General features: G+C 31.6%; 23 protein-coding genes, 1 tRNA gene and 1 pseudogene. 19 read left to right on the top strand and 6 right to left on the bottom strand.

Going from position 1 to position 26,656, the window contains the following annotated elements; all coding sequences use genetic code 11:
• Window position 1: 1 nt before the first annotated feature.
• Window positions 2-2,446, top strand: coding sequence for an endopeptidase La (gene lon / locus AACL19_RS00205; RefSeq protein WP_339045780.1), 2,445 nt, complete (start codon window positions 2-4; stop codon window positions 2,444-2,446).
• Between the two features lies 1 nt (window position 2,447).
• Window positions 2,448-3,479, top strand: coding sequence for a cell division protein ZapE (zapE, locus tag AACL19_RS00200; RefSeq protein WP_339045779.1), 1,032 nt, complete (start codon window positions 2,448-2,450; stop codon window positions 3,477-3,479).
• Between the two features lie 1,067 nt (window positions 3,480-4,546).
• Here the strand turns inward: zapE and argJ are convergent.
• A complete protein-coding gene (gene argJ, locus AACL19_RS00195) occupies window positions 4,547-5,779 on the bottom strand; it encodes a bifunctional glutamate N-acetyltransferase/amino-acid acetyltransferase ArgJ (RefSeq protein WP_339045778.1) in 1,233 nt (410 codons plus the stop codon).
• A 142-nt stretch (window positions 5,780-5,921) separates the two neighbouring features.
• On the opposite strand from argJ, the gene AACL19_RS00190 reads away from it, so the two are divergent.
• On the top strand, window positions 5,922-7,172 hold the full coding sequence (locus AACL19_RS00190) for a hypothetical protein (RefSeq protein WP_339045777.1): 1,251 nt from the start codon (window positions 5,922-5,924) through the stop codon (window positions 7,170-7,172).
• Between the two features lie 351 nt (window positions 7,173-7,523).
• On the opposite strand, the gene AACL19_RS00185 is transcribed toward AACL19_RS00190, so the two are convergent.
• Window positions 7,524-8,690, bottom strand: a complete 1,167-nt coding sequence (locus tag AACL19_RS00185; protein WP_339045776.1) for a winged helix-turn-helix domain-containing protein — start codon at window positions 8,688-8,690, stop codon at window positions 7,524-7,526.
• Window positions 8,691-8,997: 307 nt separating this feature from the next.
• Between AACL19_RS00185 and AACL19_RS00180 the strand changes: the two genes are divergently transcribed.
• The 5 genes and pseudogenes from AACL19_RS00180 to AACL19_RS00160 all read left to right on the top strand — a co-directional run bounded on the left by AACL19_RS00180 (window position 8,998) and on the right by AACL19_RS00160 (window position 13,433).
• Window positions 8,998-9,984 carry an NAD(P)H-dependent glycerol-3-phosphate dehydrogenase gene (locus tag AACL19_RS00180; protein ID WP_339045775.1) on the top strand — a complete coding sequence of 329 codons (987 nt, stop codon included), beginning with the start codon at window positions 8,998-9,000 and terminating at the stop codon, window positions 9,982-9,984.
• 1 nt (window position 9,985) lies between these two features.
• On the top strand, window positions 9,986-10,465 hold the full coding sequence (locus tag AACL19_RS00175) for a phosphatidylglycerophosphatase A (protein ID WP_339045774.1): 480 nt from the start codon (window positions 9,986-9,988) through the stop codon (window positions 10,463-10,465).
• Entirely contained in the window at window positions 10,462-11,244 is a 783-nt protein-coding gene (locus AACL19_RS00170; RefSeq protein WP_339045773.1) for a GNAT family N-acetyltransferase, read from the top strand. Before AACL19_RS00175 ends, AACL19_RS00170 begins: the two co-directional genes overlap by 4 nt.
• Before the next feature lie 157 nt (window positions 11,245-11,401).
• Window positions 11,402-12,475, top strand: coding sequence for a PAS-domain containing protein (locus AACL19_RS00165; RefSeq protein WP_339045772.1), 1,074 nt, complete (start codon window positions 11,402-11,404; stop codon window positions 12,473-12,475).
• Window positions 12,476-12,706: 231 nt separating this feature from the next.
• Window positions 12,707-13,433 (top strand): annotated as a pseudogene (locus tag AACL19_RS00160) (transposase family protein).
• A 139-nt stretch (window positions 13,434-13,572) separates the two neighbouring features.
• On the opposite strand, the gene AACL19_RS00155 reads toward AACL19_RS00160, so the two are convergent.
• A complete protein-coding gene (locus AACL19_RS00155) occupies window positions 13,573-14,439 on the bottom strand; it encodes an AAA family ATPase (RefSeq protein ID WP_339045771.1) in 867 nt (288 codons plus the stop codon).
• Window positions 14,417-15,022: an L-threonylcarbamoyladenylate synthase gene (locus AACL19_RS00150; protein WP_339045770.1), complete on the bottom strand. Its 606-nt coding sequence runs from the start codon at window positions 15,020-15,022 to the stop codon at window positions 14,417-14,419. The genes AACL19_RS00155 and AACL19_RS00150 overlap by 23 nt, the downstream gene beginning before the upstream one ends.
• Before the next feature lie 40 nt (window positions 15,023-15,062).
• Between AACL19_RS00150 and coaE the strand changes: the two genes are divergently transcribed.
• From coaE to AACL19_RS00135, 3 genes are all read left to right on the top strand, one after another.
• Complete coding sequence (coaE, locus tag AACL19_RS00145; protein WP_339045769.1) at window positions 15,063-15,683, top strand: dephospho-CoA kinase; 621 nt, start codon at window positions 15,063-15,065, stop codon at window positions 15,681-15,683.
• A gap of 40 nt (window positions 15,684-15,723) precedes the next feature.
• Window positions 15,724-16,377: a ribulose-phosphate 3-epimerase gene (rpe, locus tag AACL19_RS00140; protein WP_339045768.1), complete on the top strand. Its 654-nt coding sequence runs from the start codon at window positions 15,724-15,726 to the stop codon at window positions 16,375-16,377.
• An 80-nt stretch (window positions 16,378-16,457) separates the two neighbouring features.
• The gene (locus tag AACL19_RS00135; protein ID WP_339045767.1) at window positions 16,458-17,348 is read left to right on the top strand and encodes a hypothetical protein; all 891 of its coding nucleotides are present in this window, start codon (window positions 16,458-16,460) and stop codon (window positions 17,346-17,348) included.
• 48 nt (window positions 17,349-17,396) lie between these two features.
• On the opposite strand, the gene nth is transcribed toward AACL19_RS00135, so the two are convergent.
• Entirely contained in the window at window positions 17,397-18,026 is a 630-nt protein-coding gene (gene nth / locus AACL19_RS00130) for an endonuclease III (protein WP_339045766.1), read from the bottom strand.
• A gap of 139 nt (window positions 18,027-18,165) precedes the next feature.
• On the opposite strand from nth, the gene AACL19_RS00125 reads away from it, so the two are divergent.
• From AACL19_RS00125 to AACL19_RS00095, 7 genes are all read left to right on the top strand, one after another.
• Entirely contained in the window at window positions 18,166-19,581 is a 1,416-nt protein-coding gene (locus tag AACL19_RS00125) for an NAD(P)H-dependent flavin oxidoreductase (protein WP_339045765.1), read from the top strand.
• A 149-nt stretch (window positions 19,582-19,730) separates the two neighbouring features.
• Window positions 19,731-21,446: a membrane protein insertase YidC gene (gene yidC, locus AACL19_RS00120; RefSeq protein WP_339045764.1), complete on the top strand. Its 1,716-nt coding sequence runs from the start codon at window positions 19,731-19,733 to the stop codon at window positions 21,444-21,446.
• Window positions 21,446-21,877: a 6,7-dimethyl-8-ribityllumazine synthase gene (locus AACL19_RS00115; RefSeq protein WP_339045763.1), complete on the top strand. Its 432-nt coding sequence runs from the start codon at window positions 21,446-21,448 to the stop codon at window positions 21,875-21,877. The genes yidC and AACL19_RS00115 overlap by 1 nt, the downstream gene beginning before the upstream one ends.
• Window positions 21,877-22,317: a transcription antitermination factor NusB gene (gene nusB, locus AACL19_RS00110; protein ID WP_339045762.1), complete on the top strand. Its 441-nt coding sequence runs from the start codon at window positions 21,877-21,879 to the stop codon at window positions 22,315-22,317. The genes AACL19_RS00115 and nusB overlap by 1 nt, the downstream gene beginning before the upstream one ends.
• Window positions 22,318-22,358: 41 nt before the next feature.
• Window positions 22,359-23,276 carry a class II fructose-bisphosphatase gene (gene glpX, locus AACL19_RS00105; protein WP_339046722.1) on the top strand — a complete coding sequence of 306 codons (918 nt, stop codon included), beginning with the start codon at window positions 22,359-22,361 and terminating at the stop codon, window positions 23,274-23,276.
• 545 nt (window positions 23,277-23,821) lie between these two features.
• The gene (locus AACL19_RS00100) at window positions 23,822-25,105 is read left to right on the top strand and encodes an ankyrin repeat domain-containing protein (protein WP_339045761.1); all 1,284 of its coding nucleotides are present in this window, start codon (window positions 23,822-23,824) and stop codon (window positions 25,103-25,105) included.
• A 26-nt stretch (window positions 25,106-25,131) separates the two neighbouring features.
• Window positions 25,132-26,394, top strand: a complete 1,263-nt coding sequence (locus tag AACL19_RS00095) for an ankyrin repeat domain-containing protein (protein WP_339045760.1) — start codon at window positions 25,132-25,134, stop codon at window positions 26,392-26,394.
• A 31-nt stretch (window positions 26,395-26,425) separates the two neighbouring features.
• Here AACL19_RS00095 and AACL19_RS00090 read toward each other — a convergent pair whose 3' ends face one another.
• Window positions 26,426-26,548, bottom strand: a complete 123-nt coding sequence (locus AACL19_RS00090; RefSeq protein ID WP_339045759.1) for a hypothetical protein — start codon at window positions 26,546-26,548, stop codon at window positions 26,426-26,428.
• A gap of 26 nt (window positions 26,549-26,574) precedes the next feature.
• Here AACL19_RS00090 and AACL19_RS00085 point away from each other — a divergent pair.
• A tRNA-Thr gene (locus AACL19_RS00085) sits at window positions 26,575-26,646 on the top strand.
• Window positions 26,647-26,656 lie beyond the last annotated feature (10 nt).

Here is a 26,656-nt window from a genome sequence, read left to right as displayed (position 1 = left end):
TATGGCTATTAAAATATCTGACAGTGGCGTTACTATATTACCAGTACTAGCACTACGTGACATAGTTATTTTTCCTGAAGAGATAACAGCTCTATTTGTAGGTAGAAAAAAATCTGTTAATGCCTTAAACTATGCTATGCAAAATAATAGTAAAATTTTACTCATTACTCAAATTGACGAAGGGGTTGAAGACCTTAAACCTCAGAGTTTATACAGGGTAGGTGTAATTGCTGATATCTTACAATTATTAAGACTTCCTGATAATTCAATTAGAGTTGTAGTAAAAGGTAAAAAGAGAGTAAAAATTATCAATTACTTTGATTCTGATCTTTTTCTTAAAGCTGAGGTAAGTTTCATAAGTGATGAGGTAGTGATAAAACCTAGTAAAGTGGAAGATCATATTGAAGCTTTAAGAGAATCTATTCTAAGTGAGTTTAAAAACTGGAATAAATGTAGTAAGAGAATCCAATTTGAGGATATGGATTCCATTAGTCAAATCAAAGATGCAAGCCAGCTTGCAAATAAAATAGTTTCACATTTAAGCGCCAAAACAGAGGATAAGCAAAGAGTACTTGAGTGTTTTAAGATAAAAGTGCGTCTTGAATTAGTATATTTTTTAATTAAAAAAGAGATTGCTATTTTAGATGCAAAAAATGAATTAGATAAAAAAATCAAATCTCAAATTGAAGAGGCACAAAAAAAGTATTACTTAAGTGAAATGATTAAAGCTACATCTGAGAAGCTAGAGAATAGTGAAGAAAATGATGAACACACAATGAATAAGTATGAAAAAAAAGTTAAAACAATAAAATTATCAGCGGAAGCAAAGGCAAAAGCAATTAGCGACTTAAAACGGTATAAGAAAATGAGTAATACTTTGCCTGAAGCTACAGTAATTTCAAATTATCTTGATTGGTTGCTTGATCTGCCATGGGGAAAATATACAAAAGCTAAAATTAATTTGGAAAATGCTGCAAAAATCTTAGATCAAAGTCACTATGGCATGGAAAAAGTTAAGAAAAGAATAATTGAATTCTTGGCAGTATTAAAACGAGTTAAGGAACTTAAGGGACAAATACTCTGTTTGGTTGGCCCTCCTGGGATTGGCAAAACGTCATTACCAGAATCTATAGCACAAGCAACAGGTAGAAAGTTTGTACGTATGTCATTAAACGGTGTTAAAGATACATCAGAAATTCGTGGTCATAGGAGAACTTACATAGCTTCTATGCCAGGTAGAATTATACAATGTATAAAAAAAGCTGGTTCAGTTAATCCTCTTTTTCTCTTAGATGAAATAGATAAGATAGGAAAAGACTTCAGTGGTGATCCAGCTTCTGCTTTACTTGAAGTTCTGGATCCAGAACATAATAAACATTTCGTTGACCATTATATGGAGGTTGAGTTTGACCTTTCAAATGTGATGTTTATTGCTACTGCTAATACCTTAAACCTTCCTCCGCCTCTAATCGATAGAATGGAAATAATAGAATTATCTGGTTATACAGAAGACGAGAAAGTGAAAATTACAAAACATCATCTTATTCCAAAACTTGCTAAAGAACATGGCTTATATGAAAAAGAATGGGAGATATCTGATGATGCTTTACGTAAAATAATTCGCTTATATACACGTGAAAGTGGAATTCGTAATCTGAGAGAAAAGCTTTCTGCACTAATGAGAAAAGCCATTGTAGAAATATCAACTAAAAAAACTCAGCAGGTTGCTGTAAATGTTGATAATCTAAAGGGTTATTTAGGGGTACATAAGTTTCACTATGATGATGTGGAAGAAGAAAATCTAATTGGTGTAACAACTGGGCTTGCGTATACTGAAAGTGGTGGAGATATTTTAGCTATAGAGTCAGTTCTAATGCCAGGCAAAGGGGAGATAAAGTATACAGGAAAATTAGGTGAAGTTATGCAAGAATCTGTAAAGGCTGCATATAGCTATATAAGGTCATGTTGTTTAAAGTTTGGTATAAAATCTAAGCAATTTCAAACCAATGACATACATTTACATGTTCCTGAAGGTGCAACACCTAAAGACGGTCCTTCTGCTGGAATTGCAATCTGTACATCTATTGTTTCACTTATGACTAAAATACCAGTTAGTAGAGTCGTTGCTATGACTGGTGAGGTCACTCTACGTGGCCGTGTTCTTGCAATTGGCGGACTTAAAGAAAAATTATTGGCTGCTCTAAGAGTAGGGATTACCACTGTTATTCTTCCAATGCAAAATGAAAAAGATATTGAAGAGTTACCAAGTAATATAAAAGAAGGACTGAAGCTTATTTTTGTTAAAAATGTTGATGAAGTAATTTACGCTGCTTTGACTGCAACACCTACTCCAATCACTGTGGATGAATTCATAGAACAAGAAAAGAATCTTCCATTACAAAAAGAAAGTAATAATTTTTCTTCTACTAAATTACTTAAGCATTAGTTTGTATTACAAAAAGCCCAATATTATTTCTGCATATTATTCAATAGTTGAAAAAGGTAAAATTAAATATGATGATACGCAGCTCGATGTATTAAAGCTGCTTGAAAAACTTTCTAGTAGTTTTTATAGCTATAATTTTTTTTCTAAAAACAAGTTAGGCTTATACCTTTATGGTCATGTAGGGCGTGGTAAATCTACAATAATGAATATTTATTATGAAAATTGTGGTATTACTAAAAAGCACAGGTTGCACTTTAATACTTTCATGCAAGAGATACACGAGCATCTTCATAAACTGCGCAATACATCTACTAAATCGCCACTAAATGAAGTTGCTAAAAGTATTGCTAAAGAAGTTAGATTATTTTTTCTTGATGAGATGCAAGTACATGATATTGGCGATGCTATAATATTATATCGCCTATTTTCTGCTTTGTTCACAAACAGAGTAGTCTTTCTTATAACGTCAAATTATTCTCCAGATGATCTATACTATAATGGACTACAACGTGAGCTATTTGTTCCAGCAATAGATCTGATAAGAAAAAACATGCATATTGTGTGCTTAGATGGTAAGCAGGATTATAGAATTCTAAAGGGAAAAGCTCATGATTATTTTTTTGGACAAGGTGCAGACGAAGTTTTAGCTAGTACTCTTGCAGACTTAACTTATAGTAAAAAAGAAGTAGATATCTCTAGTCTTTTTATTAATCACAAAGAAATTAAAATTAAACGAGCTTACGAGGGAATATTATGGTTTGAGTTTGCTGAACTATGCGAAAAGGCAATTTGGACTGCTGAATATAAGAAGATAGCACAGTCTTTCCATACGATTTTTATTTCCAATATTCCTGCTTTTGATTTTAGCAATCAAAATGAAGCAAAAAGGTTTACAGTATTAATAGATGAGCTATATGAATACAAGGTCAAGCTTTTTTGTTCTTCTGCAATTGAATTAAGTAATATCAATCAATATTCTCAGGATTTAAAAAGGACAGTTTCACGTTTAATTGAAATGTGTTCAATAGTTTAAAAATATGCAATTTTTTAAGTTGAATTTGAGTATAAATTGCTTTTCATAGTGAAAAAGAAAATTTGTTTAATAGAATCCTCTAAGTTATTGTTTGTTTTTAGACCTTTTGTATCATCAACCTGGAGATAAGCAAACCAGAAGAAGGAGCGTCTTTCTAGACCACCGATTATGTTAGCAGTACTCCAGACAGCAATATATGGGCTCTTCAAATACTTCATACAAATCAATTTGGGTTACCTATACTTCCCAGGTCAGTATCCCTATTATACTAACTATAGTATTTCCTAAACTGAATCACTGTTGACCAATAAGAAGTTTTGAGCCAACTTTTGATCGTATGCCAAAATAGGGTTCAAATCCGGAGAATATGGAGAAAGCAAATAGCAGCTTCTATTAATACTTTTGTTTTTTGTGCAAAGCAGCATAATTACTGTATGGTAACTTAGGCAATGCTCCAGCCGTTTATTACAACCTCCAGTAAAGCAACAAATCTTCTATCCCACCTTAGACATAAATTTTCTCTCCTCTTGGTGCCCCCTCTATATCTAGCTTCATCTATATACGATTTTTTCGATAAATCTCTGCCTATTTGATAAATTTTTTTAATGTGATTTTTAGCTATCTGACCAAATTGTGCTTATCCCGAAACCAAGTTTCATCTCTGCCAGCTGGATGCTTTTTTACATATTCTTCTATTACCATTCTTTCTTTTTTAGCCATCTATATAGCGTCTAAAAGCTCCACAACCTCAGCTTTTGACCCCCCTTCGATCACAGATATTGCTTTTTCTCGCTTATCTCTTTATATACTAAACATTTCATTTTTTTGTAGGTAATATAGGCTCTGTGAACAGCCATGAAATTCAAAAATCCCATAAAACAATTCTTTTTAACATTTTTAATTGGGTGGTTATGAGATGGGACAGAGAAATCTAATTTGAGTTTGAATTCAAGAATTTTTGATTATTTGTAAAAAATACCTAAACTTTATCAATTTCTAGAAATCGATTTAATCAGGTTTTTTACTCTATTATCACACCCTTTGAAGTAATTTGACAAATTCATATATTAAGTTAAATATTTAGAGTTTATTGTAATAAAGCCATGGGTTAAGTCACACGTCCATACAGTTGCTTTGCTTTGACCTTGACTTAGGTCAATTTCAATCTCAATATTACTTCCTTTCATATATTCCATAATTAAGTGCTCATTGTACTTGACACTTAATTCACCATTTTCTACTACCTGAACGTTACCGATTTTTATTGCAATCTTATTTTTATCAAATTTTATTCCCGCTTTACCAAGAGCCATAACTATTCTACCCCAATTAGCGTCTCCACCAGCAATTGCAGTTTTTACAAGCGGAGAATTTGCAACTGAAAGAGCCAGTTGTTTTGCAGATGGAACAGATGATGTGCCCTTTGCTATTATTGTGATAAATTTGCTTGCACCCTCGCCATCTTTAACAATAAGATGTGCCATTTCTATCAACATTTCTTTGAGTGTTAGCTTAAAACTGCTAAATTTTGGATCATCAAATGAGTCCACTTTTTCATTGCCTGCATAACCTGTTGCAAAGACAAGCAAAGTATCACTGGTTGAAGTATCACCTTCAACTGTTATGCTATTAAATGATATAGGTACATACTCGTCTAATATCTTTTGTAGAACTTCAGTTGAAATATTAGCATCAGTTATTACATAAGATAGCATTGTTGCCATATTTGGTGCTATCATACCTGAGCCTTTACATATTCCGTTTATAGTTATCTTGGTTCCACCTATGTCTGTTTCTCTGGTTACCATTTTATGATATGTATCAGTTGTCATAATGGAGATAGCTGCACCTTTCCATGAATTTGCACTTAGCTCTTTTGCAGCTCTTTTTACAGCGGCTTTCATTTTATCCACTGGAAGAGGCCTACCAATTACTCCCGTTGAAGAAAAATATACTTCTTCTCTTTTGCATTGAAATAGACCAGTGCATAAGTTAACTATCTCTTCTACGGCCTTATATCCCGCACTACCATTTGCAACATTAGCATTACCTGAGTTTACAATGAGCACTCTAGCTTTACCAAAAGGCAGGATTTTTCGGCAATGTTCAATGTTACTACTTGCAGCATATGACGTAGTAAAAACGCCAGCAACAGAAGTATCCTGAGTAAATTCCATAACTAGTATATCATTTTTACCAGAATTTCTAATTCCTGCTTTTTCTACAGCCATTTTGACACCTTTAATTTCAGGCATCTCCGGGAAATTTTGAGGATAAAAAGGAGACTTCGGTATTTTCATGAAATTGCTAACGATAAACCTACAACATATAGAATGTTTCAGTATAGCACAAACTACACTTTTTGTTGAATATCAAGATGATTGATTGATTTTATTACTAAGTAAGTATATTATATAATAATATTAATAGGAGGAGTTAATAGTGTCAGTATCAGAAAAACGCAAAAAACACCTATGGGAGAAGCTTATACATGCAGCTAAAAGTTTTGGTAAAGCTGGCACGAGATCTGATCATCCCAAAGTGCCAAAAGAAGAGCAATTATCTATTGATCTGGGTAATAAGAAGCCATTTAGCATTATAGGTAAAATACTCAATTGGATAGAAAATAAACTCAAATTCCTTTTTCCACGCTATAACCTTTTTACAGAAGTAGGAACAGAGGAAAGGAAGGTCATTGGAACTAATATTAAGGTTAAATATTTTCCTCAAGTAGAACAATTTGAACATGCTTTATATATTGGTGAAGAAAATAAAGATTTCAAACTATATAGCTTAAAAGGTAGGTTATACGATACGCGTGGCAAAATTAGCAAAACAAGAAAGGACTGTGTAGCTTATGTGGTAACTCTTGATGACAAACTAGTGGTGCATGAGCATATTGACGTTGGTAAATCAGAATATGCTTATCGTCATTCAACGCTTGCAGGAGGTAAACCGGTTATTTGCTCTGGTTTAATAAAAGTAGTAGATGGTAAAATTGCATACATAGACAACAATAGTGGACATTATAAACCAAAACGGGCAAACCTATATAATGCAGTAAAGAAATTAGAAGATCTATTTTTACAAGATGCAAAAGTTACTTATTTAGGATCTCTAGAGCTCTTAAGAAAACAAATTCCACTCATATGCAGAATTCCACATACACAAGAATCAATAAAGAAATTTTTGAAAAGAATGAAGAAAAAAGGAAAAGATGGACTAACTAAATATCAAAAACATTTTACTCAGATAAAAGAATATAATGATCGGTATATAGAGCTATATCAATGTACACCACAATTTAGACGGCAATTGTTTCTCAAAAATTATAAACCAGTTCCCATTCTAGATAGAGACAACCATAAAATGATTAAAATGGCAGTAGAGCACTCAATCAGAAAAATCATTGGAGCGGCTTATGGTCATAAGCCGATTATTGATTTTGTGCGTGATCAAGGAAATATTACAGCAGTTAGTATAACCTTTTGCTCTAAAAATAACTATGAAAGATTAACTGAGATTTTGGATTTAAAAGGGCTATCTTACCTCATTCAAAATAGGAAGGAAGGTGAATATATGGTTTCTGTAGAAAAAGATAACATGGATAAATTTATTAAAAACACTTTGCAAATTAATGTAGATAGTGTTAAACTACTTAGGGAATCTACAGATAATTATAAATTAAAATAATAAAAAATACTAATAAGAAAATTGAGATTCTTGTTTAAATAGATATTATTAACACTATAAGAGCTCCTCTTAAAACTTATTTAGTCAACTTTAAGACTATAAGCTTCAGCAATTATAATTCTGAGGTTTTTTAGAAGAAGATACCTAGCAATACAATATTACTCTTAATTTGTGTTAAGTTCATTCCTATTTTCTATAGATCTATTCCATGTAAGATGTCATTTTAGTTAAACAGCTTTCAATAAACTTAACTAAACCCATATCTTTCACAAGCTTAAAAAGCAATAATCTTATTCTCCTTTTATCAATTATATAATCATTTTCAATCCTTATGAAGGATATATAAACCTTTTACCCACCTGGAGCTACAACTTTACGTATTTCTTTTGATTTGCAAGCTATCATCTCTGCTATATGCTTAACTCCCTTGCTTCTTGCAAATTCCTCTGCTGTTTCTCCTTCATTATTTCTAATAGAGAAGTTTATGTCTTCACTTTTTAGTAATTTTTCTACTAATCTCTCATTAGACAATATAGCACCTATATGTAGAGCGGTATTACCATTTCTTTTATTTTGAATATTAATATTTAACCTCTTATTATTAAGAAGCAAATTAACCATACCATAGTATCGTTCTTCTTTATTATTATTAGTTACTACTGCCATACGATTAATAATATCCATTAAAATCGTGTTGCCATTATAATCTGTAGTGTTTATATCAATATTTTTCTCTTCTAGCAATTTATTAAACACTACAAGATCTACATTCTCTATTGTTCTTTTAATATTTTGTTGATCATTACTTTCTTCTGGGATTTTAGCAAGCATATATCCCCTACCCCAAATAGTTTTTATATGGTTTTTTCCATCATTAACTTCTGTTAGCTTTTGACGTAACTTACACGCAAATACATCTATTATTTTAGAATCTGAAGGCTCATCAGACCCACTATACAGATGATTCAAAAACATTTCTTTTGAGATAACTGTTCCCTGTCTCATAGCCATTAATTCTAGCATAGAGTACTCTTTATTAGTTAATTTTATATCATGTTCACAACCATCTTTTTTAACTGTCAACGTACGTCTATCAAAATTAATTTTAAAGTTGCCAAATTCATTAGAAGACTCTGGATGGCCAATAGTACGTCTCATCACAGCGTGAATGCGTGCTAACAGTTCACTTTTCGGTAAAGGTTTTACCATATAGTCATCAGCCCCAAGCTTAAGGCCTCTAGTTTTGTGACTAACAGAACTTATGCATGATGTTATTAACACTGGAACTGTTATTTTTGCATTTCTCAATTTAAGTAAAATATCAAAACCGTTATCATCATCTCCCAAATGTATATCCAGTAGGATCATATCATAATGACTGTAATTACTTGAATAAACCAGATCATTTCTATATTCTTGAGGACAATTTATAATGTCACAGGAATGTCCACCATCTCTTAACATCTTCACAACACTCCTTGCACTAACAGGATCGTCTTCAACTAATAACATACGCATATTAAAACCTCATAAAACTTACAACTTAAAATAACAGGATTATAATTACCATTTATACAAAAGCTTTTGTAAAACAATATTAACTAAACACCTAACTTATTTAGAACTTATAGATTACTTAAGCACAACCCTCAAGTTGAAATTTAATAAATATTAAATATAGTCAACACAAATTAATATATTTTTAATAAAAACTTAAGAGCAAAAACCTCATGTACAATTAAGTCGCTTGTATTTTTTTCTACTATCTATATCCTGTACCATAGTTGCTTCATTAAAAATAAAATCATAACTTAAGGGTAAAATAGTGGTAGAATCAATATCAATTTTAGGTGCTGGATCATGGGGGACGTCATTAGCAATATCGTTAAGTAGCAATACTAATATCAAATTGTGGACTCGCAATCAAGGTATAATTAAGTCTGTAAAAGATTTGAGTGAAAATAGTCAGTATTTACCTGGCTGTAAAATTCCTAGCAATGTTTCCATCACTTCCAATTTGAGTGAATTTGCTGCTTCAACAATAATAATTTTAGCTGTTCCAACTCAGTCCCTACGCAACCTATGCATTAACCTTAAAAAACAGAATCTTGTGAATAGTCATTTCATTATAGGATGTAAGGGAATAGAGCAACTAACACTTATGTTTCCTAGTGAAATTGTAAGCGAGATGTTTGGCAATAGTCCAGTTGCCGTCTTGTCCGGTCCAAGTTTTGCATCAGAAATAGGACGTAAATTGCCATGTTTTATGACACTTGCGTGTAAAAATGATAAAGTTAAGTCATTTCTTATGCCAAAGTTAGCAAATAATTATATAACGCTGCTTCCAAGTACAGATTTGATTGGGGTTCAAATTTGTGCTGCAATCAAGAACGTTATAGCTATAGCATGTGGTATAATTTTAGGTAAAGAAATTGGGCATGGTGCCCATGCAGTAGTTATAACTAAAGGTATGGAAGAAATAAGAAACATGTATGTAGCAAGAACAGGTAACACTAATATAGATACTTTACTTGGTATCTCATGCTTAGGAGACTTGGTTATGACCTGTAATAATTTAAACTCGAGAAACATGTCTTTTGGTTTTGTTATAGGAAAAAGCAATGGCAACGTAAAACAGACCTTATCAGAAAGTAAAACTGCAATTGAAGGTGCAGCAACTGCTGAAGCGGTATCACAATTAGCAACAAAGTTAAATATATCAATGCCAGTATGTGAAACTATTCATAAACTTTTACGTGCAGAGTTAACAGTAGAAGACTCAATATCAAACCTCTTAAGTAAGAAAGATTGAAGTGAAATTATTTTCTAAAATAATATCGACTTGGTTTCTACTTGGTATGTTTAAAAAAGCACCTGGAACAATAGGCAGTTTAGCTGCATTGCCACTTTTGCCTCTAATTCTACTAAATGGTCTCACAGGTATGATAATTATTTTTGCCATGTTTCTATTAGGTTTTTGGTCTATAACCAATTACATGTATCATTATGGAACCACCAATGATCCGAGCGAGGTTGTCATTGATGAGGTAATAGGACAGCTACTAACAATCTTTTTAACATTTACTACACTAGGAAATAATGTAAACATAAAACATCACTTTAGTTTATACTCCATATGTTTTATCTTTTTTAGGTTTTTTGATATAGTAAAAATCTGGCCTATAAGCTTCATTGATAGAAAGTTAAAGGGTGCATTAGGTATTATTCTAGATGATGTGTTGGCAGCTGTGTTTGCTTATTTCTCTATAATATTATTATACTACTTACTATGAAACAGAAAAATAGTATTCTTAAGTCATCTCTCGTAACTAAAAACCTAAGAGATTACATAATAGATACAACTAAATTGTCTAATTGGGAGATACATAAGTTTAATAACCTTACTGTTACAATAGGCAGCACTAGCCAATCTTTATTTAATTATGTGTTTTACACAGAAGAAGGTGAGTTTTGCATAGAGTCTGTCCGAGAAGTTCTAAGTTACCTACAGGAAAGAAAGATAGAAGCAACCTGGCCTATAGATTCCCACATAAAGGTTAGAACTAAATTAGAAAATCTTGGTATAAAAAGTTCTAGCACCCCTAAAAAAGCTTTCTTAAATATAAGAAATTATTTGCCATCTCAGGACAAGGTATCTAATTTAGTACTAAAGGTAGTTAGTAGTCAAGAAGATTTAACAGAGCTGGATAAAATAACATCTGTTATCTTTTATCATGACATAGGAATTGTAAGTACATTCCTACGTGGAATACTAAATCATGATAATCAGGCCTCTAAATTAAAGTTCTTTCTTGTAAAATTAAATGACAAAACAGTCGGTACCTGTGGAATTTACATTGAAGATGAAATAGCAGGTTTCTACAGCGATGGTGTATTGCCTATGTATAGAAACCAAGGCATTGCTACTGAAATGGTTATGCAAAGAATTAAAATAGCGCAACAACATTGTTGTAAATATGTTATAGCTCACTGTATGAAATCTTCAGTTAATCTTTATAAAAGAGTAGGATTTAAAATGTTAGGTAATTTGCACTTATACGTTTCTTCATAAAACTAGGTTCTTCAATTCGCTCTTTTAAAATAAAAGAGCGAGCTTGTTTTTATCTACTTAGGTTAATATGCTTACATACATTTTTATTTTTGTAAACTTATGGCTATCTTTTTTAGTTTCCTATTTTCTAATAAAAATTAACCACAAGTCAAGAAATTTGAAACACGAAAATATGCTGCTAAACAATCTAATTGATGCTACAGACGACGGGTTCTATTTATGGGATGCAGAAAAACGGATAGAGAGGTTTTCTCCTAATTTACTACTTTTATTTAACACTATATTCTACTCATTTAATGAGTTTGCAAATTTTTTTGAAGAATCAGACTTATTAAAAAGAAATCTAAATGAAGTAAAAGAAATAAGCAAATCTTTCACGATAAAATTAAAAGCAAAAGGTGTTGAAATTTATTGCGTATGTCATGGCAGAAGCATAATTGGAAGTACAAATGATATAGTTGGGGCTTTGTTATGGATTAAAAATATCTCAAATTCTGTTACAAGAATTAATAACCTTAATATGGAAAATATAAGGTATGCTCAAAAATTAAGAGACTTTACAGATGTTTTAGACATAATACCATACCCTATATGGAAGCGTGATCACAGTTTCAAAATAAGTGTATGTAATGCATCATATTCTAAATGCGTTAAAAGTTTAAAAAAAATACTAAACAACAATACGCTAAAAAACAACATTTCACCTCAATATTACACCGAAACTAAATATATCATAATTAATAACAAGCGAAAATTATACAATTTTACGGAAGTTAGAGTAGAAGGATCAAATAAATTTGTAGGGTATGCAGAAGATATAACCCAGATAGAGCAGCTAAATAACAAACTTAATAACTATATTACTATACAAAAAACTTTATTAGCAAGTTTACCTGTTGCTATAGTTATACATGATGAAAATCAAAGACTGCAGTTTTACAATAGAGCCTTTGCTGAACTTTTTAGCTTTGATTCATTACTGCTAGCAGCAAAACCTACTTATGAAGAAATCTTTGGCTTATTAAAAGTTAAAGAGACTTTAGAAAGTAATGATTACAATAACTTGTGCAAACAAAAATTTGAGTTTTTAAATACGTTATCAGATCCATATAACTACTTGTTACACTTAGCTGACGGTAGAACATTAAGTGTTTTAATTATACCACATGCCGTAGAGGGATTGATTTTCTTATATGAAAACATAACAAACAAAAGTAAAATAGAAGCATAATAGTAGTCTAGAAAAAGCTAAAAGATTTTCTCTTCTACATATATAAGCCTTTAAAATGTATCAACACAAATTGCATATTCAACCATTATGGATTAAAATCCAAAGATTAAGGAGAGCATGGAATGCTAATTTTCGACTTGAAAGTCACCAAATTTATCTTCTTTTTTAGAGTGATTCTCAATAGATATCTTTCAAAATGAAGAAAAAGGTATAGATCATACTTTTTGGGGTATAAGATATAAAGAAATAGAAACGCTGGAAGAAGAGAAATTTCGGCAGGAGTAAAAAAGGCAATTTTCAATAGAATGGTGGAAATTCTAGATAAGGAGATAAGAAAAAAAGAAAAGTAAAAGCAAGCTCTGCATAGAAGATAGGCCACTAATGGCACTGGAATACATAAAAGAACATATTTTCATATTGGTCAGAGTTATGGAATAAGTGAAGTTTTAAGATAATAAGGTGGATCGAAGATAGACTGATAAAACATCCGGATTTTGCCTTACCAGGAAGAAAAGAGCTGTTAAAAAGTGATATGGAGTATGAAGTTTTAGTGATACAGAGACAGCGATAGAGAGACCAAAAAAAGCAAAATTCCAGAAAGAAGAAAAGGTACGCGATAAAGACGCAAGTAGTGATGGAAAAAGAGAGTAGAAAAATTGTGTGCACGTCATTTTCTAACAGATGATTTTCGGATATTTAAAGAGTCAAAGGTACAGATATTAGCAAAAATAGAAGTTTTAGCAGATGCAGGGTTTGCAGAAAATTCATAACTATTGCCTCATAGGAGGACAAAAAATTGACCAAAAAGAAAGAAAATCAAGAGTAAGAGAGCAGTAGTTGAAAATGTAATAGGCTTATTAAAGAGGTTCAAAATTATCGCTATCGAAACAGATGAAAACGTTTTGCTCTGAGATTCAATTTGATAGCTGGAATTTATAATTTCGAACTTATTATATGAATTTTGTAAGAGGTCTAATATGGAGATTATGAATTGCTTACATAAGTACGGAGTTATAGCTGTTGCTCATTACATTATTGAGCGAATTATGAACTGTAGACATTGAGAAAATTGTCAATTTATCTTTAAGCTTTTTCTTTCAGTTCAAGATATTTACTAAATTAGTTAATGTGTGGCCTTTGTCTAAATTAAATTTTTCAGCAGAAATAAAAAGGTCAGTGACTTGTCGACACTTTTCATACCAGTATGAAATACTATAGCCAATGTTTTTTGTAATAAATTTCTCATTTGATTGCCACTCTATTCCAATTTTACTTTTTACAATTCTTAAAATTAAGTTTTGTAAAATATAAGCTATTATATCGAGTTCAATATCAGTATTTATTATGCAATTTGCTGTTTTGACATCACTTTGCCCCTGTAAGACTCTTAGTAAAGATTGATATAGATCATTAATTTTGCTGCTTGCAGTATTAATTATTATCCCTGGCAATCCACAGAACAGAGAAAATAACTCTTCGCACAGTTTCTGTTCAGAGGGAAATTTTGCTATGACTTGTTTTGTCTCATCGTAACTTAAAGGAGATAGCTTAAGCTGAAAGCAACGTGACTTTATAGTTGCAGGTACATGATAAGGTTTATGGCTAATTATAATTATTATTGAATTTTGCGTTGGTTCTTCCAATATTTTTAGCATTGCATTTCTAGCATTATTATTTACTGCTTCAATGCTATCTATTAATACTACTTTATAGTCAGAATATTTTGGGCTTAAATATAAAAAATTTTTTAGATATCTGATTCTTTCTACAGTAATTAAGGGATCTTCAATTATGAGAAAATCTGGATGATCATAAGATATGCTTTTTGTTAAAACAAAACTTGCAAAGGATTGAGCTAGTGTTGCCTTGCCTATGCCTTTTTGCCCGCAAATGAGCCATGATTGCACAGACTTATTGTTAATCAGCGTTTGTTTTGCAGATTTATGTCCTATTATATTTTCCATACTTATCAAATACCGTTTTAACGTTTTCTTCTGTTACTTTACCTCTTCTCAAAACAGAAATTTCATCCGTTGTAAGATCAACTATAGTTGACTCTACTCCCATAACTAATTTATCATCTTCTATGATGATAGAAGCTTCTTTCTTTATATCGCCTGGAATATCACAAGCTCTTGATACACTTTTTTCCCCTGAAATGTTAATGCTTGTTGCTACCACTACATTTTTAAATTCGTTTAGTATTTTAAGAGCGATTGGATGGTTTGGAATTCTAATACCAATAGTACTTTGGAAAAACTCCTTTGGCAGCCTACTATTTTCTTTAAGAGGTAAGATAAATGTTATTGGACCTGGAGAAAAATATTTAATAGGAGCGAGATAATTTTCCTTAACTATTGCTATATCCTTAAGTTGATCGATATTAGCTACAAATACTGACAGAGGTTTATCTTTATTACGTTTTTTTATTTTGTAGATTTTATCTATTGCACTTGCATCGTTAGCATTACAAGAAAGAGCATAGACAGTTTCTGTTGGAAAACATATCAGCTTACCGTTGTTTAAAGCATTAATTACGTTTAACATGTATTATGTTTATATGTTTTAACTGTAAAGTGCACTAAATATGATCATTTTAGGTTTAACAGGTGCAATTGGGGTAGGGAAAAGCTTTGTTGCAAGCTGTTTTCAAAGATTTGGGGCTGCTATATTTGATGCCGACGCTACAGTACATAAAATTTACCAATCAGATGAATTGATTATCAACTTAGCAAGAGACTACTTTCCAGATGCGGTAGTAGATGGAGCAATTAGCAGATCAATACTTAGGAAGCATTTCTTTCAATACAGTGAAAAATGGCAAATTTTCGAATCTAAAATACATTCTCTCGTTCTAGAAAAGCAAAATGATTTTCTCATTGAAGAGAAAAAGAAGAACAGCAAGCTTGTAGTACTGGATGTACCACTACTTATTGAAACAAAATCTCATTATGAATGCGATTTTATCATCTTTGTCACTGTAGATTCGAAATTACAAAATAAAAGGTTAATAAAACGTAATTTAACAGCAAAGGAGATTGATTTATTTGCCAAACGACAACTTGCTTATCATATAAAACATAAGCTTTTAGATTTTACTATAAACACTAGCTTTAACAAAGGGTATACTTTTTCTCAAGTAAGAGAAATTATAGACTGTGTCACTCGTAATAGCGAAGTTGTTTATGATGTAAGCTCTAGTTTTTAAGATAAAATAGGATGCTTATTAATGAAATGTGCAGGAAAAAATGTCAATTCAAATAGCCGCATCAATACTTTCAGCAGATTTTGCTAAGCTTGGAGAAGAAGTTAAGAAGGTAGGTGATTTAGGTGCGGATTTAATACATATAGATGTTATGGATGGCAATTTCGTACCTAATATTACAATTGGTCCAGGAGTTATATCAGCAATAAGACCTTACTCTTCTTTGCCTTTTGATGTGCATCTAATGATAAATTCTCCTTCAAATTATATCGAAGCATTTGTAAGTGCAGGAGCTGATATAATTACTATACATGTAGAAGCAGAAGTTCACTTGGATAGAGTAATTAAAAAAATTAAATCATATGGAATTAAAGTTGGAATATCAATAGTTCCTTCAACTCATCCGGGTGTATTAGAATACATAATACATGAACTAGATGTAATTCTTGTGATGTCTGTCAATCCTGGTTTTGGTGGGCAAGAATTCCTTGTTTCACAATTGGATAAAATATCTGAAATAAAAAGCATGATTAAAAAAAAATCACTTGCAACAAAAATAGCCGTTGATGGCGGTATTACTGTAAATAATGCGCCTTCTGTTATAAAAGCAGGAGCAGATATTTTAGTTATGGGATCAGCTATTTTTAAAGCACAGGATACTGCAAAAATGATAAGTGATATTAAGAGTTTATCTTAAGACTCAACTATAAGTGGCATATTGACGTATGTTAGTATTTATGTAATAATAGTTAACATTTCATAAAAAGTGGGGGAATAATGGGAGCATTAACACTAGAACAATTAGGAAAATATGAAGCACATTATGTCAAAAAAAATGGCGGTATAGGTGCTTTAGAATCATTGCTTGGAGGCATTGATAATGAAAACGAAATTGAAGAAATTAGAAGTATTGCATACAGCATGTATGAGGAATTCCATTCTGATCAAAAGAAAAGGATTATTAGAAATATTACTATAATTTCTACTGTTACAATGTCTGCTGCTTTTGGTGTATTTTTACTAATAAGACATTTAAATCCAATAGTAGACATAAAATTACCTATAGAGGTGGTATCACTTACGCTAGCGGCTACATGCTTACTTATGTTGTGTTATCAGTTGATAAAATATGAAAGCATAGAATACAGATTTGATAATAGATGTTCTAATGAACAAGATGACAGTAAAACAAGTATGATTCAAGCTAATGATAGCAATGATATTGTTACGTTAAAAACGCGGTTAAAAAGGCTTACAGATTGTGTAAGATCAGATTATATTAATAGCTGTGATGATAATAATCCACAGATGATTATAGAGAGTAAGAAGCTGTCAGGAGCACCAATGCCACCTCCTATGCCAGATGATAGTAAGAAATTACAAAAACAGGTAATGGCTTCCTACTTACAATCTCAACAGAAAAGTAAGATACAAGATGAAATGAATCATAACGATGAGCTAAGAGCGGCAGTAGAGATACGGGCAGCAAAGAGTAAGAAAAATTGGCTAGAACATACGCTTGGACAAGAAGTAATGACAGACCAACAAAATCAACAGGATGGTGATGATTTTCCTCCACCTCCATCTCTTTGTGATGATTTTAAGGGAGAAAATACTTCTACGTGGACCAGTGAAAAACCTATACTTGATGGTGTCCGTGATAGATAAAACACTTTGTTACTACTTATCTTAAGTAGTAACAAATTTATTTGTACATTAGCATTTCTTCTTATATTCACATAGATCTTTTATTATGCATGTTTTGCAAAGTGGCATGCGTGCTTTGCATACATACCTGCCATGTAATACCAGCCAGTGATGAGCATATAGGAGCCATTTTTTTGGCACTACTTTAAGCAAGCTTCTTTCAGTTCCTATTATGCTTTTTTCTTTTACTAAACATATCCTATTGCTGACTCTAAATACATGAGTATCAACTGCAAGTGTTGGCATGCCGAGTGCTGAATTTAAAAAAACATTTGCGCTTTTTCTTCCTACTCCTGGCAATGAAACTAGCTGATTAAACTCTGCTGGAATGTTGCCGTTATACTCTTTTATTAATATGGTGCTTAGTTTGATGATATTTTTTGTTTTGGTGTTGTATAAACCAATACGGCAGATATGATTCTTTAACTCTTGTTCTCCAAGATCTAGGATTTTTTGTGGAGAATCAGCAATTTTAAATAGCTGTTCTGTTATCTTATTTACACTAACATCAGTTGTCCGTGCTGATAAAATTATTGCGATTAGTAGAGTAAAATGGTTTATATAATTTAGCTCAATTTTAGGTATAGGGTTAGATTGCTGAAAACTTAAAAAAATTAACTCTACTTTTTGTGGGTTCATAAACATAGCAGTACTACTGCTCAAGTAGTGTAGGTTAGAGCAAGTTGAGATGCAAACTTTTTTCCTAATATGTACTAATTGTGTAGTTTTAAGAAACTCATTATAATAAACTTTGAAATAGTAAAATTAATTGAAGTTAATGGAAATAAATTTAAAAGATGTAATTAAAAAGGTTTTGCTTTCTGGTAGGGAAGTATGGCCTATTATAGAAGGTGGTAAAGGCATTGGAATAAGTGATGGATTTTCTTGTGGAGCCTTTGCTGCAGCTGGTGCAGTCGGTACTTTTTCAGGCGCTAACGCAGAACTTATAGATGATAACGGTGAGATAGTTCCTTTGATTTACAAAGGCAAAACAAGATATGAGCGTCATAATGAATTAATTGAGCGTAGCATAAAAGCAGCAATCAGCCAGGCACGTATTGCAAACAAGATTTCTAAAGGTCAAGGCCGCATACATATGAACGTCTTATGGGAAATGGGAGCTGTACAACGTATACTTAATGGGGTGCTGGAAGGTGCAAAAGGCCTAATACACGGAGTTACTTGTGGTGCAGGAATGCCTTATAAGTTAGCTGAAATAGCATCTAAATATCAGGTATATTATTATCCAATAATTTCATCAGTACGTGCGCTGAAAATTTTATGGAAGCGTTCGTATGAAAAAGTATCTAAATTTTTACTAGGAGGAGTAGTTTATGAAGATCCATGGCTTGCTGGTGGGCATAATGGTTTAAGCAATAATGAAGATCCAGGAGTGCCGCAAGATCCATTTGCAAGAGTTGTAGAGATTAGAGCATTTATGAATGAAGTTGGCTTATGTGATGTGCCAATTGTAATGGCTGGGGGGGTGTGGTATTTAAAAGATTGGCATAACTGGTTTGATAATGAATTGATAGGCAATATAGCTTTTCAATTTGGTACTCGCCCTTTGTTAACACAAGAAAGTCCAATTTCGGCAGAATGGAAAAACTATCTGCTTAATATCGAAAAAGGAGATGTTTACTTAAATAGATTCAGTCCCACAGGATTTTATTCCTCTGCAATTGAAAATGATTTTTTACGCGAACTCAAAGAGCGTAACTTGAGGCAAGTAGAATTTTCAGATAGTTATAGTAGTGTATTTAATACTGAGCTAACCATTGGACAAAGAAATAGAAAAGTTTATTTAAAAGCAGAAGATAAAGATTTATCTAATAAATGGATTGCAGGGGGGTATACAGAGGTATTAAAAACACCTAGTTCGACTATTGTTTTTGTGGCAAAAGATAAATTTGAAGAGATAAGAAGAGATCAAATTAATTGCATGGGTTGTTTAAGCCACTGTTTATTTAGTAATTGGAAGGATCATGATAATTATACAACAGGGCAAAAGCCAGACCCACGTAGCTTTTGCATACAAAAAACTCTGCAAAATATAATAAACGGTGGTGATATTAAAAATGAGCTTATGTTTTCTGGCCACAATGCTTATAAATTCAAAGAGGACCCTTTTTATAAAAATGGTTATATTCCAACAGTAAAAGAGCTAGTTGAGAGGATATTAACTGGTTTTTAGGATTATTTATAATGGCTGTTTTTGGTAAAAATTATTAGAGTGAAATTACTATAAACTCCCAATTCTTAAAAAGAAACAATTCTCAAGGAAGTTCATTGTACTGGAAGTATTAATATAATATACTTTAAATTAACATTTAAAAATATTATATGTCAGAAATTAGGAATTTAATCTTAGCAGTTTTTTTGTCAGTTTTAATAATGATTGGCTGGAGAATCTTCTACGAAAAATTCTTTGGCTATGAAAAAACTGCAGTAGAAAATGCTGATGACATCAATTTAAATGACACAGAATTAGCATTTCCTGAATTAAAGTACAAAGATCGTTATGAGATTATAAGTTCCAGCTCAGATCAAAGAGTAAAGATAGCCAATAACAAACTGCATGGTTCTATTTCTTTAAACGGAGCTAAGTTTGATGATTTGACCTTAGCCAATTATCATGTAACTTCTGATCCTACTTCTTCTGAAGTGGTTCTATTGTCTCCATTCGGTTCAAAAGATGTATATTTTGCTGAGTTTGGTTGGATAGATCCAGAAAATAAAATAAAGACTCCAAATTCATCAACAATTTGGCAAGCTGATAAAAAGAAGTTAAGTAATAAGGAAGAGATTATTCTCCACTGGGATAATTTAGATGGAATTGTGTTTAAAATAAAAATTAAACTAGATGATGATTACATGTTTAAAATAGAACAAATAGTTGAAAATAGTACAAACACACAGGTTCATCTAGTACCTTATGGTAGAATAAATCGCAGTCGTGATGATATTAAACATTCTTACTTTATATCACATGAAGGTGCTGTAGGCGTTTTTGATGATAAATTGAAAGAGTGGACTTATAAGAAAATTTCTTCGCAAAAAAATATTAAGATAAAGCAAAATCAAAATAATAAAAATTGGTTTGGTTTTGCAGATAAATATTGGTTTACAGCTATAATACCAGAAGGCTCATCAAGCATCAATATTAAACATGCTTTATCTTCTTTAGATAATAAATTTCAAATAGATTTTATGAAACAGCACAGTACTGCAAATAGTAGCCATTCTCATATCAACTATTTCTTTGCTGGTGCAAAGGAATTAAAACTTTTAGATCATTATAAAAATACTCTCAAAATAACACTATTTGATAAAGCAGTAGATTTTGGTGTTCTTTATTTTATAACTAAGCCAGTATTTATATTGTTGGAATATTTCCATACAGTATTTAAAAATTTTGGTTTAGCAATCTTGCTGCTAACACTATTGATTAAGTTGATTATGCTGCCTTTATCTAATAAATCTTACATCTCAACATTCAGATTAAAGCAACTACAGCCAGAAATGTTACGGATAAAAGAATTATATAAAAACGATAAAATGAAATTAAATAAAGAAATGTCATCATTATTTAAAAAACATAATATAAACCCGATGTCTGGTCTTTTACCGATACTGATCCAAATCCCGGTCTTTTTTGCACTTTATAAAGTGTTGTTTGTCACCATTGAAATGAGGCATGCCCCATTTTACCTTTGGATTCATGATCTTTCATCACCTGATCCTATGAATATTTTAACGCTATTTGGTCTTTTAGATTACAATCCTCCAATTTCGATTGGAATCTTACCTATAATACTTGGTATGACCATGATAATTCAACAGAAGTTAAGCTATGACAATAATTCTTCTGAAAATATGCAAGTAACAAAATTTTTGCCATATATCTTTACATTTCTTTTTGCCTCTTTTCCTGCAGGATTGATAATATATTGGATATGCAGTAATACTATAACAATTATGCAACAATTAATTATAAAGCTTTTTATCATTAAAGATAATACTATTTTTATCAAAAAAGTTTCAAATGAGAGTATGTAGTGTCTAAAGTACTCACTGTAATTTCAGATTATTATAAAGATATAGCAGGCCTTCTGTTAGTTGGTGCCAAAGAGGAGTTGGATGATAAAGGTGTTCAGTATGATGAACTCTATGTACCAGGCGCATTTGAAATCCCAGCAGCAATTGTTTTTTCAATTATGAGTGATCGTAGCAGTTACAATGGCTATTTAGCACTTGGGTGCGTAATACGTGGAGAAACAGATCACTATCACTACATTTGCAAAAGAGTAATTGGGTCCTTAGGTGAGATTGCTATTCAGCATTCTGTGCCTTTAGGCATGGGTGTAATTACAGCTGATAGTAAAGAGAGAGCCTCAGCCAGGGCTGATAAAAACCAAAAGAATGTTGGTGGTAATGCAGCTTTAGCAGTGTTACGTATGATGGAAATATATAATCAGTTTTTAAAATAATGGAGCTTTTAGCTAAAAAAAACTGTTATTCTAGAAGAAACATTGCACGTTTTCTTGTTATACAGGCCTATTATTCAGCCATGTTTGTAGATTACAAATATTCTGAAGAGTTAATTGATTACATAAATGAAGTTGCTCATTTATTTGGATTTTATAGTTTTGATAATCAGTTTTTGCTAAAGTTACTAGACGGTATCATCGACAATCCAAAAAAACTTGATACAGTAATAGAATCTAATCTAAGCCCTAAATGGTCTTTAACAAGAATAAATTTGATTAGTTTAGCAGTATTGCGAACTGCTGCGTATGAATTAGTGAATTGTGATACTCCCGTTGCAGTGGTAATAAATGAATATACAAATATCTCTTCTGATTTACTTGATAAGGCAAGTGAAATTAGTTTTATTAATGCTATTCTCAATAAAATAAATAATACATAATACTAGATATTTGCTACACATTAGATTTCTAAAAAGAGATGATAGAAGATTTAATTCCCAAATTGGTTGAGGCAACAGAAAGTGCAGCTATAGCTGCATATAATTTTCTTGGCCTGGGTCAAGAGAAAGAGACAGATAAAGCTGCTGTTGATGCGATGCGTTCTGCACTTAATTCTATAGATATGAATGGTACAGTTGTTATCGGTGAAGGTGAAAGAGATTCAGCACCAATGCTTTATATAGGTGAAGAGGTTGGAACAAAAAGAGGCCCAGAGGTTGATATTGCACTTGATCCCTTAGAAGGAACTTCTATATGTGCAAATTATGGAAGAGGGGCAATGTCTGTTCTTGCTGTTACAAAAAGAGGTAGTTTTCTAAACGCACCAGATGTTTATATGGAAAAGATAGCGGTAGGTAAAAACTTACCAAACGGTGTTGTATCACTTAAAAATAGTATTGAAAGTAACTTATATCAGCTGTCCGAAGCAAAATGTTGTAAAATTAGTGAATTGGTAGTTATAGTACTAAACAGGCCAAGGCATGAAAGCTTAATAATGAGAATTAGAAAATGTGGAGTAAAAGTAAAATTAATAGATGATGGTGATATATCAGCTGTTATTTCATTACTAAATAATAGTTATGATATGTATGTAGGAATTGGAGGCGCACCAGAAGGAGTTTTAGCTGCATCAGCCCTCAGCTCTATTGGAGGGCAAATGGAAGGAAGGTTAATCTTTGACACTGATAAGCTAAAAAAACGTGCGGATGAAATAGGTATCAAGGACAAGGAAAAGATCTATAGAATAGAAGATATGGTAAAAAGCAAATCGATATTTATCAGTACTGGCATTACAGATGGAGATATATTAAGTGGAATAAAAGATAAAAACAACAAGCGTATTATCAACTCACTTATAATATTAAAAGATGTAATAAAAAGGATAAAAAAAATTACTTAGAACAATTCTAGCAGGTAAAATATTTACTAGTTTAAAGTCAAAGAAATCATGAAGAATAATAAAAAGAAAATATTCAAAAAACTGAATCAAGCCACGTTTTTAATGATATAAAGCAAAACATAACCTGACCACTAAAAGCGGTAAAACTGTAAAGGGAAGAAACATTAGTAATAAGGTCAAAACTAAACAAAATAGTTAAGTAATATATAGTGAAGCTACTGAAGATTTTATATGAGGATAAGGCAAACAAAAGTAGTAGAAATATAGAAAAGTAGTAATATTTCCAGCATATGGACAAGAAAGAATGAGCTGAGAAAAATAATTTTCTGTTGTGCGATAGAAGAAATAAAATACTAGTTATCTAGATAAATAATATATTTACATTTTAATAAAATAGTATAAAATACATACTAATATATAGAGATATTATGTGAAGTGGTTCGAGTTTATCTTGGAATAGAATGCATTAGTCAACGATGGCAGTCAACTTAACCGAGAAATGAATCACAAAATAATATTTTTGTAAACTAAACAGAGGTAAAAATATGCACGGACAATTTCCCATTCATCAAGCAATAGAACAAAATGATTACCAAAACGTTTTAGAGCTAATTAATAAAGCTACATCAGACGATGTAAACGCAACAAATAGATTAGACCAAACACCACTGCATTTAGCAATAGCAGCAAAACATTTGGGTGGTGTTTTTACCGACTTTAGAGATGAGGTAATCAATGCTTTGATAGCAAAGAATGCTAATGTAAACGCTCAAGATAGTGATGGTGAAACGCCAGTGCATTATATTAGTAGGTGGTTGCGCAATGATAACAGTGATAAAAAGGTTAAGTCTCAAATTTACAATAATGTGGAAAAATGGTTAGATAAAAATTTAATCTCAAGTTTAGAGTGTTTAATTAAAGGAGACTCAAATGTTAACATTGAAGATAATACAGCTTTAGATTATATATTGAATTATAAAGAACTAAATCAATATAAGGCTATGAACACAATAGAGCTTCTACTGAAAGCAGATGCAGAGATTAAAACCTCAGCACAGGCACTTAAAGTAATAGATGCTAGTATTTTGTATAGTGAAGATAGTTTAGAAATAATAAAATTGGTAATACCTAAATATCTAGTTGATATAAATTATCAAGATGCGAAAAAAAATACAGCTCTTAGTTTAGCATACGAAAAAAAGAAATTTGATGTAATTAAGTATCTAATTGAAAACAGTGCTGATCCTGGCACTATTATACCATCAACCGGCAAAAATTTTATAACTCATGTTGTTGAAGAGAATCTATTTGATTTAGTTCCTTCTTTAAAGTTTGATACTATACTTATAAATGATTTTACACCGCTGATAATTGCTATGAATTCTGGTAATTACAATTCAGTCAAAACATTAATAGAAAAACATAAAGCTAATGTTAATTTCAGTGATGGATTTGGCAAAAAACCAATATATTATGCTGCAGCTGGTGGAAGTACTGCAATAGTTGAATACTTGCTGAATCACGGTGCAGATATTAAAGGTTTAGATGGAAATGGAAATACAGCACTTCATTACGCTGCAGCAAACAAAGATGGGAATGAAAATATTTCTTTTTTAATAGAAAAGGGAGTTGACGTTAATTATCGGGATAAGCATGGCAATAGACCAATAAGTTTAGCTATAGCTAATAATCTTTTTAACAACTTTCAAACCCTTCTTAATAACGGAGCAACGTTAGAAATGAAAGATTTCGAAGGAGTAGAAAGTATTAATCCATTCATTGTTGTAATTGCGCTAATGCGTAATCATCCAGTCACTGAGCTTTACTAAAAGATAAACGCGTTAAACTTAGTGATGTGTTTACACTTCAATACGATTATGACCCTGATAACAAAGAAAATCTAGGCACAATCTTGCATTGGGCAGCACAAAATAATAAACCTGATATTTTTGAGACACTTAAGCCGTATATTGAAAGTAAACGTGGTATTTTTAGATTCAAACCAAAAAATCAGTATATCAATCAAGGTTATAACCAAAATAACGAAACACCACTTCATCATGCTGTAGACGCCAATAATATTAAGATGGTTGAATATTTACTTGCAGTTCCCGGGATAGATGTAAATGCTTTAAATAAATATGGTTATAATTCTCTAATATATGCTAGAAATACAGAGAATGCAGAAATGGTGCTTTTATTAGTTAATGCAGGTATAGATATAAAAAGTAAAAAAGCTCAGATAGCTTTAGTTGAGACTATGATGGGTTTTGCCAAGAAAGGAGATACTAAATCATTAGAAAAATTACTATCACATGAATTATTAAAAGACAAGATAGATGTTAATGTTAGAGCTTCTGTCGGCGATTATAATAATGCCACAATGTTAGCAGTTGCAGCTTGGCAAGGCAATATAGAGATGCTAAAGATGTTACGTAAGTATGGAGCTGATGCAAATCTTAAAGGTATAAACGAAGGTGATAATGGAAGGGCAACTTTACATTACATTGTGCAAGAGTACAGCAAGACAGAAGATCCGACTAAAAAAAATAATATTAAAGATGTAATGACATTGTTAGTTTTACTTTTTGATGCAGATTTAACTTTAAAAGATAATAAAGGTAAGGCTCCACTGGATTATTTGCAAGACCAAGATTTAAGAAAATATTTAGAAGACATTGCTGCAATCGATAATATTGTCATTAAGAAATGTGAGAAATATGTGAATGATCTTTTCAAAAAGGGTCATGTTGCATTATTTGAAAAAGAAGCTACAAGTGAAAAAAGGATCCGTTTTAATGAATATTTTTCAAAAGAAGTTTTTAAAAATCTTGGCAACGTTGATAAGAAAAATTTCTTCTTATCAATTATTTCAAATTCAGCTACCAGTTATGAGCAATTTATTTCTGAATTTAAATCATGGCTCCTTGAAAAAGACCCTAAAAAATCAATTGTAGATCATGTAAAAAATTTAGACGATAATTTTGATCAGTTGATGGATGAGTACATTCATGATTCTGGCAGCCCTGCTAAAAGAGCTGATTCCAAAGATAACCCTAGTACTTCCTTTAAAAGTGCAGAAGTGAAAAAAAACGATAAGAACTGTACAATTTTGTAATGAAAAATTGGTAATGTAATTTTTAATTAAATTACTTCACTTTATTATACTTTGTATTATGCTCTTTTTGCTTCCTTCTGATTATATTGCGTTTTAAAGCTGCAGCTAAACGTTTTTTGTTTTCTTCAGCCTTATTTCTTTTTGACTTTTCCATGACTACAAATAACCTAAAGTACTATAGCCGTTATAGCTCAGTGGCAGAGCGCGTCATTGGTAATGACGAGGCCCCAAGTTCAACTCTTGGTAACGGCATAAGGCAATA

The organism is Candidatus Mesenet endosymbiont of Agriotes lineatus, from assembly GCF_964019585.1.
In the GTDB taxonomy this organism is placed as follows: domain Bacteria; phylum Pseudomonadota; class Alphaproteobacteria; order Rickettsiales; family Anaplasmataceae; genus Mesenet.
The sequence above is the reverse complement of the archived record's forward strand: the minus strand, read 5'-3'. Positions and strand labels throughout refer to the sequence as shown.

Coding starts and splice junctions, on each gene's coding strand:
- AACL19_RS00170 (WP_339045773.1), top strand. CDS start 10,462: ATGAAACAGAAAAATAGTATTCTTAAGTCATCTCTCGTAACTAAAAAC.
- AACL19_RS00150 (WP_339045770.1), bottom strand. CDS start 15,022: ATGTTAAACGTAATTAATGCTTTAAACAACGGTAAGCTGATATGTTTT.
- rpe (WP_339045768.1), top strand. CDS start 15,724: ATGTCAATTCAAATAGCCGCATCAATACTTTCAGCAGATTTTGCTAAG.
- argJ (WP_339045778.1), bottom strand. CDS start 5,779: ATGAAAATACCGAAGTCTCCTTTTTATCCTCAAAATTTCCCGGAGATG.
- nth (WP_339045766.1), bottom strand. CDS start 18,026: ATGAACCCACAAAAAGTAGAGTTAATTTTTTTAAGTTTTCAGCAATCT.
- AACL19_RS00100 (WP_339045761.1), top strand. CDS start 23,822: ATGCACGGACAATTTCCCATTCATCAAGCAATAGAACAAAATGATTAC.
- AACL19_RS00135 (WP_339045767.1), top strand. CDS start 16,458: ATGGGAGCATTAACACTAGAACAATTAGGAAAATATGAAGCACATTAT.
- lon (WP_339045780.1), top strand. CDS start 2: ATGGCTATTAAAATATCTGACAGTGGCGTTACTATATTACCAGTACTA.
- AACL19_RS00185 (WP_339045776.1), bottom strand. CDS start 8,690: ATGCGTATGTTATTAGTTGAAGACGATCCTGTTAGTGCAAGGAGTGTT.
- AACL19_RS00155 (WP_339045771.1), bottom strand. CDS start 14,439: ATGGAAAATATAATAGGACATAAATCTGCAAAACAAACGCTGATTAAC.
- AACL19_RS00090 (WP_339045759.1), bottom strand. CDS start 26,548: ATGGAAAAGTCAAAAAGAAATAAGGCTGAAGAAAACAAAAAACGTTTA.
- yidC (WP_339045764.1), top strand. CDS start 19,731: ATGTCAGAAATTAGGAATTTAATCTTAGCAGTTTTTTTGTCAGTTTTA.
- nusB (WP_339045762.1), top strand. CDS start 21,877: ATGGAGCTTTTAGCTAAAAAAAACTGTTATTCTAGAAGAAACATTGCA.
- coaE (WP_339045769.1), top strand. CDS start 15,063: ATGATCATTTTAGGTTTAACAGGTGCAATTGGGGTAGGGAAAAGCTTT.
- AACL19_RS00125 (WP_339045765.1), top strand. CDS start 18,166: ATGGAAATAAATTTAAAAGATGTAATTAAAAAGGTTTTGCTTTCTGGT.